This is a genomic window from Ottowia pentelensis, from assembly GCF_964341695.1.
On record NZ_OZ224513.1, the window covers coordinates 3007889 to 3021160 of the forward strand.

The following is a 13272-nucleotide window of genomic DNA, read 5'->3' on the forward strand; positions in this document are numbered from 1 at the left end:
GAGCCCATCTTCCCCGGTATCCAGGGCGGACCGCCGATGCACGTCATCGCTGGCAAGGCCGTAGCCTTCAAGGAGGCATTAGCGCCCGAGTTCAATATCTACCAGGAACAGGTTATCAAGAACGCCAAGGTACTGATATGGTCGCTTTCGTCAATGCTGGCTGTTTGATCCTTTGGACAAGCGGCTTGGGGTGATGCGGCACGAGTCGGTTGCAGCGACGATGGATCAGTCTGATATCCGCGGGTTGGTTACCGCCCAGCATCGATCCGTCATGGAAGCTACCTCCGTCTAGCAGCGCAGGTTGCCCGAAGGCCTTTCTGTGGATAGTGCCGGCGAGGGTTCTTCCCGTCGTGATGCGTGCCGCATCACCGCAGGCCGCTTGCTACAGGGACGCCGCTCAATGCGGCGGGGTTGTGGGCAACGATGCCTGTTGGGCGATGGCCCAAACGAAGCCGGCCAGCTCGCGTGCCACCGCGACACAGACCTTGTTGGTCTGCACGCCCCGCGAAGACAGACGTGCGAACCGTCCGCATAGACGCAGTTGAGCCTTCCAGGCGTGTCGACACACCGCCTCGGGCAGGGCATTGCTGCGTTCGCGCAGCGCTTGGCTCAGGCGCGCTGGGAACCGGTAGTTCCAAGCCGCCTCGGTCAGCAGCCGCCTGGCGTGAGCGTTGCCGGTCTTGGTGATCGAGCCGCGACGAATGCTGTTGCCGCTGGAGTGCTCTGATGGCACGAGCCCGAGGTATCCCATGAACTGGCGTGCCGTGCCGAAGCGGCGGAAATCCCCGATCTCGGCCACCAGGCCGATGGCGCTGACCGTGTCGATGCCACGCAGGGCACGCAGCGCCGCCACGACCGGCTCCAGCCGCCAGCCTGCAGCCGCCTCGGTCAGCGCAGTGGTCAACCGCTGCACGCGTTGTTCAGCCGACTGCTGCGCCAACTGATACTCCCCCAGGGCAATGCGGTCACCTTGGTGGTCGAAGCGTTGATCGCTGATCCAGCGCTCGTGGCTCTTGGTCCACGAGGTCTTGCCCGGATAGCGCCGGCCATGACGTAGCAAGAAGGCCTTGAGCTGCTGACGCGCCTTCAGCCGCATGCCCACTGCATCCTCGCGGGCACGCCACAGGTTGCGCATGGCCTCATGCGCTTCGTCGGGCACCCAGATCGGCTTGAGTTCGCCTGAGCGCGACAACTCCGCCAGCCGCAGGCAGTCGCGCCGGTCGGTCTTGATGCGCTCGCCGGCTCGCCGTGGGATCAGGGTGGGCGCGATGATCTCGCAGTGGTAGCCGCGCCGGCTCAGCTCGCGGTACAGCCCGTAGCCCGTCGGGCCGGCTTCGTACACCACACTCACCGCAGCAGGATCTCCTGCCTTGCCCAGTACCTTCAGCAGTGCCCGCACATCCGGCCCCAGCGTGCCGGCAAAGCGAGCCGGTTCACGTCCGGCTTCGCAAGCCGCCACCGCAATCGTGTCCTTGTGGGCGTCCAGACCGACGAAGAACTTGATACGCTCGTCCATGGCTCGTCTCCTTAACGCTGCGGCTGGCCCGCCCTGCCGCATGTGGCTCGGCACACCTCGGTGCGCAACCCACGATACTGGAGACGAGCCTTCGCCGCAGCCGGCGAGCGACCATGATGTCTAGCCAAGACGCTGATCGCGCGCGGTTTGCGCATCATCTCCGGCCGCACGGAAAGCCACGTCATGCTGGACTTGCGTGCCAAGAAGATTGCCGGCATGGAGGCAGAGAAGGCATTCGGCGAGGCGCGCATCACGGGCAACAAGAATGCGATCCCGAGCGACCCAGAGAAGCCGTTCGTGACCTCGGGCATCCGCTTGGGCACGCCCGCCATGACGACACGCGGTTTCTGCGAGGATGAGGCACGCTTGGTAGGCAACCTCGTGGCCGACGTACTGGATGCACCGCATAATGCTGACAGAATCCAGCGCGTGCGGGAACAAGTTGCTGCGCTGACGAGGCGCTTCCCTGTCTATAAATGAGTCGATGCTTGCCGGTCGCGCCAGCCAACATGATGCAGCCAAGTATGCGGGGCGCGTAGCCGCGGTGGACTGGAGCGCGGCCTTTCGCGCCGAGGTGGCACATGCGCTCGGATCAGGCCAGCCGAACCAGATCGAGCGGATCTACCGGGATGCTCTGCGCAAGAGGTATGCGAACGCAGCCCAGTTGCAACTAGGTATCCTGATCGTCTGCGCGCAACTGGGCAGCAAGCGGGCAGCGCGTCCGTGGATGGAGCGGCTCGCGCAGCGGCCAGAAGCGCTTCGGCCGGATGAGTTGGCGCACGCGATCACGATGGCAGTGGAGATGCGGCAAGCAGAATCCACTCTCCTGCTGTGCAGGTGGCTCGCAGCCACCGACCCCGGCGCCAGCGCCCTACACCGCCTCGACGCATCGCACCGGGTCATGGCGCTTGCCAAGCGCATGCGCCTGCCCCATGGGCGCAACGGTGCGTGGACTATGCACCTCCGATTGCTGGCGGTGGTGTGCGAGATGCTGGAGCCCGCGCTGCCGCGCCTGCCTGACGCTTGTCGATGCCAAGCCTGCCGGCTGCTTGATGGTGTGCGGCTGTTGCAGCCAGCATCGTCGCGTCACTGAGGATCGGAGGCTTGCGGGGTGCTGCGACGGGCACACGCGTCTTGCAGCACATCATGGAACCGTTGCGCCGCCACGTCGAGACGCCACGGCGCCCATGGCACACCGCCATACCGGGCGGCCAGCGGATCAGCGTCGATGATGGGCGCTTCGATTCGCAGGATGTCGCGAACCTCCCCGTGAGTCCAGCCCACGCAATGCACCGCTTCGCTGGCCGCCGCCGCCAGATCGGCCTGCTTGTGCAGCCGGTAGCGTTCGGGTGTCCAGGGCGGCAGTTCGTAGCGCTGTGCAACGACCTGCATAAGGCGGTTGGCAACCGCGCGGAAGGGCTCACCCAGAACTGCCTTGAGCGGCGATATGCAGTCGAACCCCAGAAACCCCTCTTCCGCGTCGTGCAGCACTTCCAACAGTTCTTCCTCGGGGCTCAGCGGGCCTGATGCGGCCATGCGCCGCAGTTCCAACACCAGCAGCGAATGCTGCGCGACTGACAGGGGCAGCGGCCAGGCGGATTCGCCGCCCCAGCGCGCCGTGCGCGACAGGCGCACCGCCAAGTCCATGTCGGTCCATGTGTCAGGACTCGGATTGATCAGATCGAGGTGTGCACCGGAGGGCAGACGCATCCAGGCGCGTGAAAGCGAGGTGCTGGAAGTCATCTATTCATTGTGACGGCCCCTGCCGTGGCGAAGCAGATTAGACCTTCTCGCTGACAAGTTTGACCACGCTGGAGAAGTCCAGGCTGCCGCGGCCAGCCTGTTTGTTCAGTGCGTAGAGGTTGCGTGCCAGCTCGCCCAGCGGGATCGTCGCACCGACGCCCATCGCCGCCTCGACCGCCAAGCCCAGGTCTTTCAGCATCAGGTCGTTGCCGAAGCCGCCCGTGTAGCCGCGCGACGCTGGCGCGTTCTCCAGCACGCCGGGCCAGGGGTTGCAGACCTCGGTGGCCCAACTGCGGCCGGTGCTGACGGCCATCATCTGCGACAGCACTTTGGCGTCCAGTCCATGCGCGACACCCAGCGCGAGCGCCTCGCCAGTGACGGCCATGATGACGCCCAGCGCCATGTTGTTGCACAGCTTGGCGACTTGGCCGGCGCTGTTGCTGCCCATATGGAAGATGTTCTTGCCCATGGCCAGGAGAACTGGCCGCGCGCGCTCCAGAACCTGGGCTTCTCCGCCGACGATGAAGGTCAGCGTGCCAGCGGCGGCTCCGGCCGTACCACCGGAGACTGGGGCGTCCAGCATCGCCACGCCGCGCGCGGCAGCGGCCTGCGACACCTTGAACGCCGACGCTGGTGCAATGGTGCTGCAGTCAATAACCAGCGTGCCGTGGGACAGTATGGTGAGCAGGCCATCGTCGCCCAAGTACAGCGACTCCACATGTCTGCTGGCCGGCAGCATAGAGATGACGATCTCGGCTGCGTCCACGGCCGCGGCGGCCGATGCGGCGATGGTGACGCCCGGCTGCCCTGCGGCCTTCGCGCAGGCCTCAGAGCTGAGGTCGAAGGCATGGATCGCGTAGCCGGCCTTGGCGAGGTTCACGGCCATCGGGCCGCCCATGTTGCCCAGGCCCAAAAAGGCGATGTGAGGTGTCGTCATGGTCTTGTCTCCGTATGTGGTGTCGTTCAGAACAAGTCCGCGAGCGGGTTAGTGCCGCGCGGCTGCAGATGGGCAGCGACGTGTGCACGCCAGCCCACTTCATCCAATGCGTCAAGGGTGGCTGGCTGCCAGCGTGGCTGCTTGTCCTTGTCGACCAGCAATGCGCGCACGCCCTCGGCGAAGTCCGCGTGCATGCAGCAACCCACCGAGGCTTGCCATTCGAGACGAAAAACCTCGGCCAGGGAGCCGTGGCGCAGCCGTCGCTGCAACGCCAGCGCCAGCTCGGCCGAGCTTGGGGAGCCTTTGGTGAAGGCGGTGCCGGCCTGGGCCAACCAAGGATCGGCATCCGCCGTCAAGGCGGTAAGGCGTGGCGCCAGATCCTGCAAGCGCTGGTGCTGACCAACCAGCTCGCGAATACGATCACGGTGCTCGCGGACCGGCGACGCCGGAAGTTCGGTCGGCCGAAGCGCTTTGGCCTGCAAGAGCCGGCTCAGCGCGGCACGATCGGTTTCGGCATCGCCTTGCCAAAGGGCGGCTGCGATGGCTTTCAGCACGGCACCCTGGTCTTCGTGCCGCAGCACGAAGTCGGCCAATTGGACCTCCAGCGCGTCGGCGGCGTTCAGCGAAACACCGGTCAGCGCCAAGAACTCGCCCAGGCCACCGGGCAGGCGCGCGAGGAACCAACTGCCGCCCACATCCGGGTAGAGGCCGATGGTGATCTCAGGCATCGCCAGCCGCGTCTTCAACGTCGCAACTCGGTGAGAGGCGCCAGCCATCAGCCCAATACCACCGCCCATCACGATGCCGTGGCCCCAGCACACAATGGGCTTGGGATAGGTGTGGATGAGATAGTCCAGCCGGTACTCGCGCTCGAAGAAGGCCGCGGGCTCGGCCGGCACCTCGCCTCGCGGCGTGGCCTTGATGGCGCCATAGAGGCCCACCACGTCGCCACCGGCGCAGAAGGCCTTGTCACCCGCCGCGTCGAGCCAGACGCCGGCAATTTGAGGGTCGACCGCCCAGGCGCGCAACTGTGCATCCAGGAGATCCACCATCGGCAGCGACAGTGCATTGAGGCTAGCCGGCGCATTCAGTGTCGCGCGACCGAAGCAGTGGCTGCCAGCGGTCGCGATCTCGGAAAACAAGACAGGCGCGTCGCTCATTAGCCGTTCTTCCACTGTGGTGCGCGCTTGGAGAGGAAGGCGCCCACGCCTTCACGCTGATCCTCGGTATCGAAGAGAGCGACGAACGCCTCACGCTCAGATGGCAACTGGCCATGCGGGCCAGCGTAGCGTGCTCCCTGGATTAGGCGCTTGCAGGCGCGCACGGCGCTGGGGCTCTGCTTGGCAACCTTGTCGGCCAGCGCGAGTGCGGTAGCCAGGCCCTGACCCTTCTCGGCCAGTTCATCGGCCAGGCCAATTCGCAGCGCCGTGGCGGCGTCTACGCGTTCACCGAGCAGCACCATGCGCTTGGCCCAGCTCTCGCCGATGGTCCAGGACAACCACTGCGTGCCGCCCGCGCAAGGCAGTAGACCCACGCTGGCTTCGGGCAGCGCGAGCTGCGCATGCGATTCGACGACGCGCAAGTCGCAGGCCAACGCGCATTCCAGCCCACCACCCATCGCATAGCCGTTGATGGCGGCGATGCTGACGCCCCGGAAGGCGGCCAGCGTCTCGAAGGCTTCTCCGAAGCGCTGGGCCATCGTCGCGGCGCGTCCCTTGTCGCCATCGGCGAAGAGCTTCAGGTCAGCACCGGCGCTGAAGAACTTTTCGCCGTCGCCAGTGACAACCAACGCATAGATGTCGCGGTCGGCGTCGAGGTCGCGCACGAGACGCGCGAGCCCGGTCAGGCTCTCGGCCGTCCAGGTATGGGCAGGCGGGTTGTGCAGCGTGATGAGAGCCGTATGGCCGCGCTTTTCGAGCAGCAGGCCGGGGTAGTCTTGGGTGGTCATGGTTGGTGGGAGTGGGTTAGCGGATCGCGTCGCCCGCGTCTTCCTGCAGCACACGGCGGGAGACGATGACGCGCATGATTTCGTTGGTGCCTTCGAGAATCTGGTGCACGCGGGTGTCGCGTGCCAGCCGTTCCAGCGGAAACTCATTCAGGTAGCCATAGCCACCGTGCAGTTGCAGGGCTTCGTTGCAGACGGCGAAACCAATGTCGGTGGCGAAGCGCTTGGCCATCGCGCAGTAGGTGCAGGCCTCAACGTGGCACGCATCCAACTTGAATGCCGCCAGGCGCACCATCTGGCGCGCGGCAACCAGCTCGGTAGCCATGTCCGCCAAGCGGAACTGCAACGCCTGCAGACTGGCCAGCGGCTGGCCGAACTGCTGGCGCTCGTGCAGGTAACGCCGCGCGGCGTCAAGCGCGCCCTGCGCGCCGCCAACGGAGCAGGTCGCAATGTTGATGCGTCCGCCGTCCAGCCCCTTCATCGCAATGCGGAAGCCCTGGCCTTCCTCGCCCAGCAGGCATTCGGGGCCGACGCGAACGTTGTCGAACGCGATGGCGCGTGTGGGCTGGCTGTTCCAACCCATCTTGTGCTCCTTCTTGCCGTAGCTGACGCCTAGCGCATCGGCTGGCACTGCGAAGGCCGAGATGCCGGCCGGTCCGGCGCCGCCGGTGCGCGCCATCAGCACCAGCACGTCGGTGACACCGGCGCCAGAGATGAAGGCCTTGCCCCCGTTGATGACCCAGTGCTCGCCGTCCCATTCCGCCTTCGTCTTCAGCGCGCCAGCATCGGAGCCGGCACCGGGTTCGGTCAGGCAGTAGGAGGCGAGTTTGCGGCCGCTGGCCAGATCGTGTCCCCAGCGCTCGCAAACGGCATCGCTGCCCCAGCTACCCAGCATCCACGTGGCCATGTTGTGGATGGTGATGAAGGCTGTCGTCGATGGATCGACCGCGGCCAGTTCCTCGAAGACGACGGTGGCATCCAGCCGCGGCAGCGCGAGGCCACCGATGCGCTCGGGCGCGTACAGCCCGCAGAAGCCCAGCTCGCCCGCTGCCGCGATGGCCTGACGCGGGAATGCCTGCTCGCGGTCCCACTGGGCCGCGAACGGCGCCAGCTCGCTGCGGGCAAACGTGCGCGCAGCCTCCCCAAAGGCGCGTTGTTCTTCGTTCAGCTCGAATTCCATCGCGGTGCCGGCTCGGGCTTACTTCAACGCAATGGTCGTGTTGACGCCCGTGCTGACGTCGTCCTCGAACCAGCGCGCGGTGACCGTCTTGGTCTGCGTGTAGAAAAGGACCACTTGTTTGCCGTAGGGGCCCAGGTCGCCCAGCTTGGAGCCGCGTGAGCCGGTAAACGAGAAGAGCGGCACAGGCACTGGGATAGGCACGTTGATGCCCACCTGGCCCACCTCGATCTCCTCCTCGAACTTGCGAGCCGCCGCGCCCGACTGCGTGAAGATGGCCGTGCCGTTGCCGTTCGGGTTGGCGTTGGTGATCGCGATGGCCTCATCCATCGTCTCGGCCTCTACGATGCACAGCACCGGGCCGAAGATTTCCTGCTCGTAGACCGACATGCCCGGCCTCACGCCGCTGAAGATGGTCGGGCCGACGAAGTTGCCTTCCTTCAGTGCGCCGGGCAGCGACGGTATGCGGCCGTCTAACTCCAGCTGGGCGCCGTCCTCGACACCTCGGGCGATCAACGCCTCGACGCGCTCGCGCGCTGCACAGGAGATCAGCGGGCCGACGTCCGTTGATGCCGAGTCGCCGGCACCCACGCTGAGCTTCTTGGCGCGCGCCACCAGGTCAGGCACCCACTTGCGGGCTTCGCCCACCAGCACGGCCACCGAAACCGCCATGCAGCGCTGGCCGGCAGCGCCGAAAGCAGCACCGGCAAGCGCGTTGAGCGTCTGCTCCTTGTGTGCGTCCGGCAGCACGATGGCGTGGTTTTTCGCGCCCATCATGCACTGCACACGCTTGCCGGCCAGGCTGGCGCGCTCGTAGACGTGCGTGCCCACACGGGTGGAGCCGACGAAGGAGATCGCTTTCACGTCCGGGTGGTCGCACAGCGCGTTGACGACGTGCTCGCCACCGTGCACCACGTTCAGTACGCCGGGCGGGACGCCGGCTTCCAGCGCCAGTTCCACAAGGCGCATCGTCACCAGCGGGTCCTGCTCCGAGGGCTTGAGCACGAAGGTGTTGCCGGTGGCGATGGCCATCGGAAACATCCACAGCGGGATCATGGCTGGAAAGTTGAATGGTGTGATGCCGGCGCACACACCCAGGGGCTGCAGCAGCGTGTAGGTGTCTACCCCGCCGGCCACGTTGTGGGCGCGCTCGCCCATCTGCAAGCTGCCGATGTTGGCGGCGTGCTCCACCACTTCGAGGCCGCGGAACACGTCGCCCTCGGCATCAGCCAGCGTCTTGCCCTGCTCGGCGGTCAGCGTTGCGGCGAGGGATTTGATGTTGTCGCGGATGAGTTGCTGCAGCTTCAGGAAGATGCGCGCGCGCTGGCCGATGGGCGTCTTACGCCAGGTCTTGAAAGCGGCCTGGGCCGACGCGATGGCCGCTGCGACCTCATCGGCCGTGGCCATGGGCACGCGCGCCAGGCGTTCCTGGGTGGCCGGGTTGACCACCTCGCGCCATTCGGTGCTCTTGGATTGCACGAATTCGCCGTTGATTAGCAACGGAACATGGGGCAGGTTATCGCGGCTCATGAAGTCTCCTAGACAGGTCAATTGATTTCACACAGAATCTATCCACACGCTTCACATCGATCAACAAGTGGTTGATGTGAAAAGGAAAAACTGCAAATCACTTCGCAATCAATCCGTGAAAGCTGCGAACTTTGCAAAGTCGGATGCACCCGGCCGAAAGCTCTTCGTCGGCCCGCGCCTGCGCCGGCTGCGCGAACAACTGGGCTGGAACCAGAGCCAACTCGCGGCCCGGCTGGAGCTGTCGCTGAGCTACATCTCCCAGATCGAGACCAACCAACGACCCGTCACGGCCGGCGTGCTGCTCAAGCTGGCCGAGGTCTTCGGCGGCGACGTCGCGCAGTTCTCTGAGGAGCAGGACAAGCGGCTGCTCACCGAGCTGGATGCCGCGCTGAACGACCGCACGCTCGGCCACGACCCTCCTCATGCCGCTCAGCTTGCCCGCCTCGTTGAGCAGGCGCCCGAACTGGCCGAGGCTTATGTGGCGCTGTACCAGCGCCATCAGCGCCTGCAGGATGAGCACGCCCAACTCATCGACCGCTTCTACGGCGAGCAGGGACAGGATCTCGGTACCGGCCAGCCTCCCGCGTGGACGGCGCCGCTGCCGCACGAAGAAGTGCGCGACTTCTTCAACCGGCGCAACAACTACATTGACGGGTTGGATCGCTTGGCCGAAGCGCTCGCGCAGGATCTGGTGCTACAGCCAGCCGAGCGTGCCGCGTCGCTACGCGAGGCCCTGCTGCAACGCTGCGGCGTGACCGTCGAGCCGCTAACTGACCCAGGCGACGCTGGCCTGCTGCGTCACTACGATGCCCGCCGCCGACGCCTAAGCCTGCCGTCGCATCTGACTGATGCACAACAAGCCTTCCAGATGGCCACGCAGTACGCGCTGCTGGCTGCGGCCGACGCCTTCGCCGCCGAAGTTCGCGAAGCTGGCTTCTCCGATGATGCAACGCGCGCGCTGGCCCGCCAGGGCCTGGCCCACTACTTCGCTGGTGCGGTGCTGCTGCCCTACGGGGCCTTCCTCGACGCCGCGCGCGGCTGCCGCTATGACGTGGAGTTGCTGCAGCAGCGCTTCCACGTCAGCTTCGAGACCATCTGCCACCGACTGTCCACGCTGCAGCGCAATGGGGCTCGCGGCGTACCGTTCTACTTCGTGCGAGTCGACCAGGCGGGCAATATCTCCAAGCGCCAGAGTGCCACGAGCTTCCATTTCGCCCGCCACGGTGGCGCCTGCCCGCTGTGGAACGTACATGAGGCCTTCGCCCAGCCCGGCCGCATCCTGACCCAGATCGCCGAGATGCCCGATGGCAGCCGCTTCTTCGGCATCGCCCGCACCATCGAGCGGCACGGCAGCGGTGGCTTTCGGGCTCAGCGCAAGCTCTTTGCCATTGGCCTGGGCTGCGATCTCGCGCATGCGCGTGAGCTTGTCTATGCGGACGGACTGGACTTCGGCCGCTCAGCACAGGCTGTACTCATTGGGCCCGGTTGTCGCGTGTGTCCGCGGGAGCACTGCGTACAGCGAGCGTTCCCTCCGGCGGGCAAGCTGCTGGTAGCAGACAGCGACAGGGAGTCGCTGGTGTCGTACAGGTTCAGTCCTGGCTAACGACATGACAGAGCATTTGGCCGAAGCAGCATGGCGTGCGACTGTCAGAAATCGTATGCGGCCTGTCGGGATTGGTGTGGTGTAGCACTAGCCTCTTGTCTCCTCAGTGCCCGCAGGTTGATTCGGCCGCCAGCATTCGGGTTCAGTGCTGCTGGCCAGCGCGCGCGTCCGTCGCACTGGCACTGGGGCGCACGCCTGGCAACCGGCGCCACCCTCCCAGCGCGCTGCGCGTGTTGGACGTGTATGGCCTGATAGATGGGAGAAAACAAATATGAACATGCGTCATATCGAGGCGTTCATCGCGGTGGCCGGTGAACTGCACTTCGGCCGGGCCGCGAAGCGCCTGCACATCGAGCAGTCGCCACTATCGCGCCGGATCGGTCGCCTGGAAGCCGACCTTGGCGTGACCTTGCTCCACCGCAACGGACGCGGCGTGCGTCTGACCACAGCCGGGCAGGTATTCCTGGAAGATGCCCGGCGTGTGATGCTGGCCTGCGAGCAGGCGCAGGCCCGCGCGCGGGCCGTCGCGGCGGGCTATCACGGCACGCTGCGCATCGGGCTGGCGGGCGACATCGGGCGCACGCGTCTGGCGGCGCTGCTTGCGCTGTGCCGCCAGGAGGCGCCGGAGGTCTGCATCCGGCTGTCCGAAGTGCCGTTGGCGCAACTCCTGGACGGGCTCGCTGCGAGCTTCTTCGACGCCGGCCTTGCGTCGGTCGGACACGTGGAAGGCGAGATCGTGGCGGTGCCGCTGTGGCGCGACCCGTTCCTGGTGGCCTTGCCGGCGCGGCACCCACTGCTGGCATACAAGGAAGTTCCGCTGCAGGAAGTGGTGAAGTATTCGCTGGTGCTGTGCGACCCGCAGGTGTGCGACGGTTGCCACGAGCAGCGGGAACATCTGTTCCGCTCCGCAGGCGTGCGGCCGACGATCACCGAGTGCGTCAGCACCCATTCGCTGATGCTGGCCCTGGTGGCCGCGGGCTATGGCGTGGGCTTTTCCAGCGCGGCGCATCTCGAAGGCTGCACGCAAGCCGATGTGGTGGCACGACCGCTTGCAGAACGGGACGCCTCGTTGACGACGCATCTGCTGCGGCCGCATGGCGTCATACCGGAACCCTTGCGTCAATTCATCGACCGCGCGGAACGGGTTGCTGGCACACAAGATGCTGGCGATCAACGTCCGGTATGACATAGGGGCTTTAGATCGGATGATGCAATTTCGGTCTGACGCGAGACCCGACCTGCATCGTTATCCGACACTCATGCGTCACTGCGGTAGACGGCTAAGGACTAGGGCGATCCGCATGGCACCAGAGGCTGATGCCTGTGAACTGGCGAGGTCAGCGCGCTGACGCAGAACGCATGAGCTTTGCATGGATGCAAACCAGCTCATCCGGCAGACGCATTGACGCTTTACCTTCCCCCATTTCCTACGAAAGATTTGCCCTGGTTTTCCGGTTGAGCGCGGCACCGTCGATGGACGCGCGACATTTCAAATCGTTGCGCCGGTAACAAGATTTTTCGCAGGCGCATTATGGTGGGGCGTATCGGGCATCGCAAGAAGTGTTTGCCCCTTGTGCGACGCTCGGCTTCAGCGCCGAACCCAACGCTCACCATGTGCCGGCCGGCCCGCGCTCGATCGGGTTCAGGGCAATCGCCGCGCCCACGTGGGCCGTGCGCGCTTGCCAGTTGTCGATCCGACGATGGGAAGAGCGCGATGACGAAATCGAGTAGCCTTGCCTTTGGTGCTAAGACCTACTACCGCCCGATGGAAGCGGCGATCCGCTGGTGCGGGCTGCTGCGATTCGAGCAACGCATTCTGCAAACGCTGAGGCAGCGCGCGATGCCGGAGCCCGGCGAGTTTCCGCGCTGGCCACTGCTGCGCCTATATGCCGACCGCATCTTCGACGCGCTGACGCATGGCGAGCTGGCCGGCGGCAGGGACGGTATCGTAATGGACGGTCAACGGCCGGCGCTGGATGATCCGCAACTGACCGTGCGCCATGTGGACCTCAAAGCGTGGATGACCCACTACTACCCCGGCGAGCGGCCGGGGTTTTTGTTTGACGAGATTGAACGCGCGGTGCATCCGTTGGTGAGCGTGGACACGCTCAACATCCTGCTGGCCGACCGCGAAGCGGCGAAGGTGCAACTCGCCGAACTCTTGCAGGTGCACGAGGCGCTGCGCGCCGCGCATGAAGCCCTGGCGAAGGAGCAGGCGGCGCGCGGCGATGCCAACGGCACCTCGCGCGGGCCGGGACTGCGCAGCGAAACGACCTATCTCAACATCATCGGCGGGCTGCTGACGCTGCTGCTGGGCAAGTCGCCCTCGGGCGCGGCCTATTCGTCGTTCCACAGCCTGGATGCCGTGGTGAGCGCACTGCTTGCACACCACGAGGGCCGGCCGGGCCTGAGCGAACGCACCTTGTGGAGCAAGCTCGCGCAGGCGCGCCGCCACCTCGAAGCGTCGCGCTGACCTGCGTCCTCGGGCCCGCTCTGCAATTGCAGTCGCGCCTTCTGCAATTGCAGTGATTCCGACGGCGGCCGTCTATTCAATGCGAGGCACTTTCCGAACAGCGCCAGTGAGCGTCAAGGAGTGTCTCTCATGTCTTCGCAGACCACAGCAACGGCGGCGCCGGCCGAGCACCGCATCCTGCGCCGCGCCGAAGTCGAGGCCAAGACCGGCTTCAAGCGCGCCCACATCTACAGCCTCATGAAGGAAGGCAAGTTCCCCAAGGCGCTGCGCCTGGGCGTGCGCGCCGTGGGCTGGGACTCGGTGGAGATCGAGCAGTGGATCGCCGAACGCCTCAACGAGCGCGCCTGA

General features: G+C 65.7%; 12 protein-coding genes and 2 pseudogenes. 7 read left to right on the forward strand and 7 right to left on the reverse strand.

Going from position 1 to position 13272, the window contains the following annotated elements; translation table 11 throughout:
• Positions 1–6: 6 nt before the first annotated feature.
• Positions 7–147: pseudogene (glyA, locus tag ACWHMB_RS14500) on the forward strand (serine hydroxymethyltransferase); the annotation flags it as partial.
• A gap of 250 nt (positions 148–397) precedes the next feature.
• On the opposite strand, the gene ACWHMB_RS14505 reads toward glyA (ACWHMB_RS14500), so the two are convergent.
• Positions 398–1516 (reverse strand): IS110 family transposase, encoded by a 1119-nt coding sequence (locus ACWHMB_RS14505; protein WP_373716161.1) that lies wholly within the window; start codon positions 1514–1516, stop codon positions 398–400.
• Positions 1517–1636: 120 nt separating this feature from the next.
• Here ACWHMB_RS14505 and glyA (ACWHMB_RS14510) point away from each other — a divergent pair.
• Positions 1637–1996 (forward strand): annotated as a pseudogene (glyA, locus tag ACWHMB_RS14510) (serine hydroxymethyltransferase); the annotation flags it as partial.
• A gap of 4 nt (positions 1997–2000) precedes the next feature.
• On the forward strand, positions 2001–2609 hold the full coding sequence (locus ACWHMB_RS14515) for a hypothetical protein (RefSeq protein WP_292998721.1): 609 nt from the start codon (positions 2001–2003) through the stop codon (positions 2607–2609).
• Here ACWHMB_RS14515 and ACWHMB_RS14520 read toward each other — a convergent pair.
• From ACWHMB_RS14520 to ACWHMB_RS14545, 6 genes are read right to left on the reverse strand one after another with little or no spacing between them, the layout of a single operon-like run.
• Positions 2603–3259, reverse strand: coding sequence for a hypothetical protein (locus ACWHMB_RS14520; RefSeq protein WP_292998719.1), 657 nt, complete (start codon positions 3257–3259; stop codon positions 2603–2605). The two genes, ACWHMB_RS14515 and ACWHMB_RS14520, sit on opposite strands and share 7 nt — an antisense overlap.
• A gap of 37 nt (positions 3260–3296) precedes the next feature.
• Complete coding sequence (mmsB, locus tag ACWHMB_RS14525) at positions 3297–4196, reverse strand: 3-hydroxyisobutyrate dehydrogenase (protein ID WP_292998717.1); 900 nt, start codon at positions 4194–4196, stop codon at positions 3297–3299.
• 26 nt (positions 4197–4222) lie between these two features.
• Positions 4223–5356 carry an enoyl-CoA hydratase/isomerase family protein gene (locus tag ACWHMB_RS14530; protein WP_292998715.1) on the reverse strand — a complete coding sequence of 378 codons (1134 nt, stop codon included), beginning with the start codon at positions 5354–5356 and terminating at the stop codon, positions 4223–4225.
• Positions 5356–6144 carry an enoyl-CoA hydratase gene (locus tag ACWHMB_RS14535; protein ID WP_292998713.1) on the reverse strand — a complete coding sequence of 263 codons (789 nt, stop codon included), beginning with the start codon at positions 6142–6144 and terminating at the stop codon, positions 5356–5358. Before ACWHMB_RS14535 ends, ACWHMB_RS14530 begins: the two co-directional genes overlap by 1 nt.
• Positions 6145–6160: 16 nt before the next feature.
• On the reverse strand, positions 6161–7321 hold the full coding sequence (locus ACWHMB_RS14540) for an acyl-CoA dehydrogenase family protein (protein WP_292998711.1): 1161 nt from the start codon (positions 7319–7321) through the stop codon (positions 6161–6163).
• 18 nt (positions 7322–7339) lie between these two features.
• Positions 7340–8848, reverse strand: a complete 1509-nt coding sequence (locus ACWHMB_RS14545) for a CoA-acylating methylmalonate-semialdehyde dehydrogenase (protein ID WP_373716160.1) — start codon at positions 8846–8848, stop codon at positions 7340–7342.
• Positions 8849–8963: 115 nt separating this feature from the next.
• Here ACWHMB_RS14545 and ACWHMB_RS14550 point away from each other — a divergent pair, with 115 nt between their 5' ends.
• The 4 genes from ACWHMB_RS14550 (at position 8964) to ACWHMB_RS14565 (ending at position 13272) form a co-directional block, all read left to right on the forward strand.
• Positions 8964–10451: a short-chain fatty acyl-CoA regulator family protein gene (locus tag ACWHMB_RS14550; RefSeq protein ID WP_377483874.1), complete on the forward strand. Its 1488-nt coding sequence runs from the start codon at positions 8964–8966 to the stop codon at positions 10449–10451.
• Positions 10452–10722: 271 nt separating this feature from the next.
• A complete protein-coding gene (locus ACWHMB_RS14555) occupies positions 10723–11637 on the forward strand; it encodes a LysR family transcriptional regulator (RefSeq protein WP_292998707.1) in 915 nt (304 codons plus the stop codon).
• A gap of 528 nt (positions 11638–12165) precedes the next feature.
• The gene (locus ACWHMB_RS14560; protein ID WP_292998705.1) at positions 12166–12924 is read left to right on the forward strand and encodes an ATP-binding protein; all 759 of its coding nucleotides are present in this window, start codon (positions 12166–12168) and stop codon (positions 12922–12924) included.
• 129 nt (positions 12925–13053) lie between these two features.
• Positions 13054–13272: an AlpA family transcriptional regulator gene (locus tag ACWHMB_RS14565; RefSeq protein WP_292998703.1), complete on the forward strand. Its 219-nt coding sequence runs from the start codon at positions 13054–13056 to the stop codon at positions 13270–13272.

Coding starts and splice junctions, on each gene's coding strand:
- ACWHMB_RS14505 (WP_373716161.1), bottom strand. CDS start 1,516: ATGGACGAGCGTATCAAGTTCTTCGTCGGTCTGGACGCCCACAAGGAC.
- ACWHMB_RS14515 (WP_292998721.1), top strand. CDS start 2,001: ATGCTTGCCGGTCGCGCCAGCCAACATGATGCAGCCAAGTATGCGGGG.
- ACWHMB_RS14520 (WP_292998719.1), bottom strand. CDS start 3,259: ATGACTTCCAGCACCTCGCTTTCACGCGCCTGGATGCGTCTGCCCTCC.
- mmsB (WP_292998717.1), bottom strand. CDS start 4,196: ATGACGACACCTCACATCGCCTTTTTGGGCCTGGGCAACATGGGCGGC.
- ACWHMB_RS14530 (WP_292998715.1), bottom strand. CDS start 5,356: ATGAGCGACGCGCCTGTCTTGTTTTCCGAGATCGCGACCGCTGGCAGC.
- ACWHMB_RS14535 (WP_292998713.1), bottom strand. CDS start 6,144: ATGACCACCCAAGACTACCCCGGCCTGCTGCTCGAAAAGCGCGGCCAT.
- ACWHMB_RS14540 (WP_292998711.1), bottom strand. CDS start 7,321: ATGGAATTCGAGCTGAACGAAGAACAACGCGCCTTTGGGGAGGCTGCG.
- ACWHMB_RS14545 (WP_373716160.1), bottom strand. CDS start 8,848: ATGAGCCGCGATAACCTGCCCCATGTTCCGTTGCTAATCAACGGCGAA.
- ACWHMB_RS14555 (WP_292998707.1), top strand. CDS start 10,723: ATGAACATGCGTCATATCGAGGCGTTCATCGCGGTGGCCGGTGAACTG.
- ACWHMB_RS14560 (WP_292998705.1), top strand. CDS start 12,166: ATGACGAAATCGAGTAGCCTTGCCTTTGGTGCTAAGACCTACTACCGC.
- ACWHMB_RS14565 (WP_292998703.1), top strand. CDS start 13,054: ATGTCTTCGCAGACCACAGCAACGGCGGCGCCGGCCGAGCACCGCATC.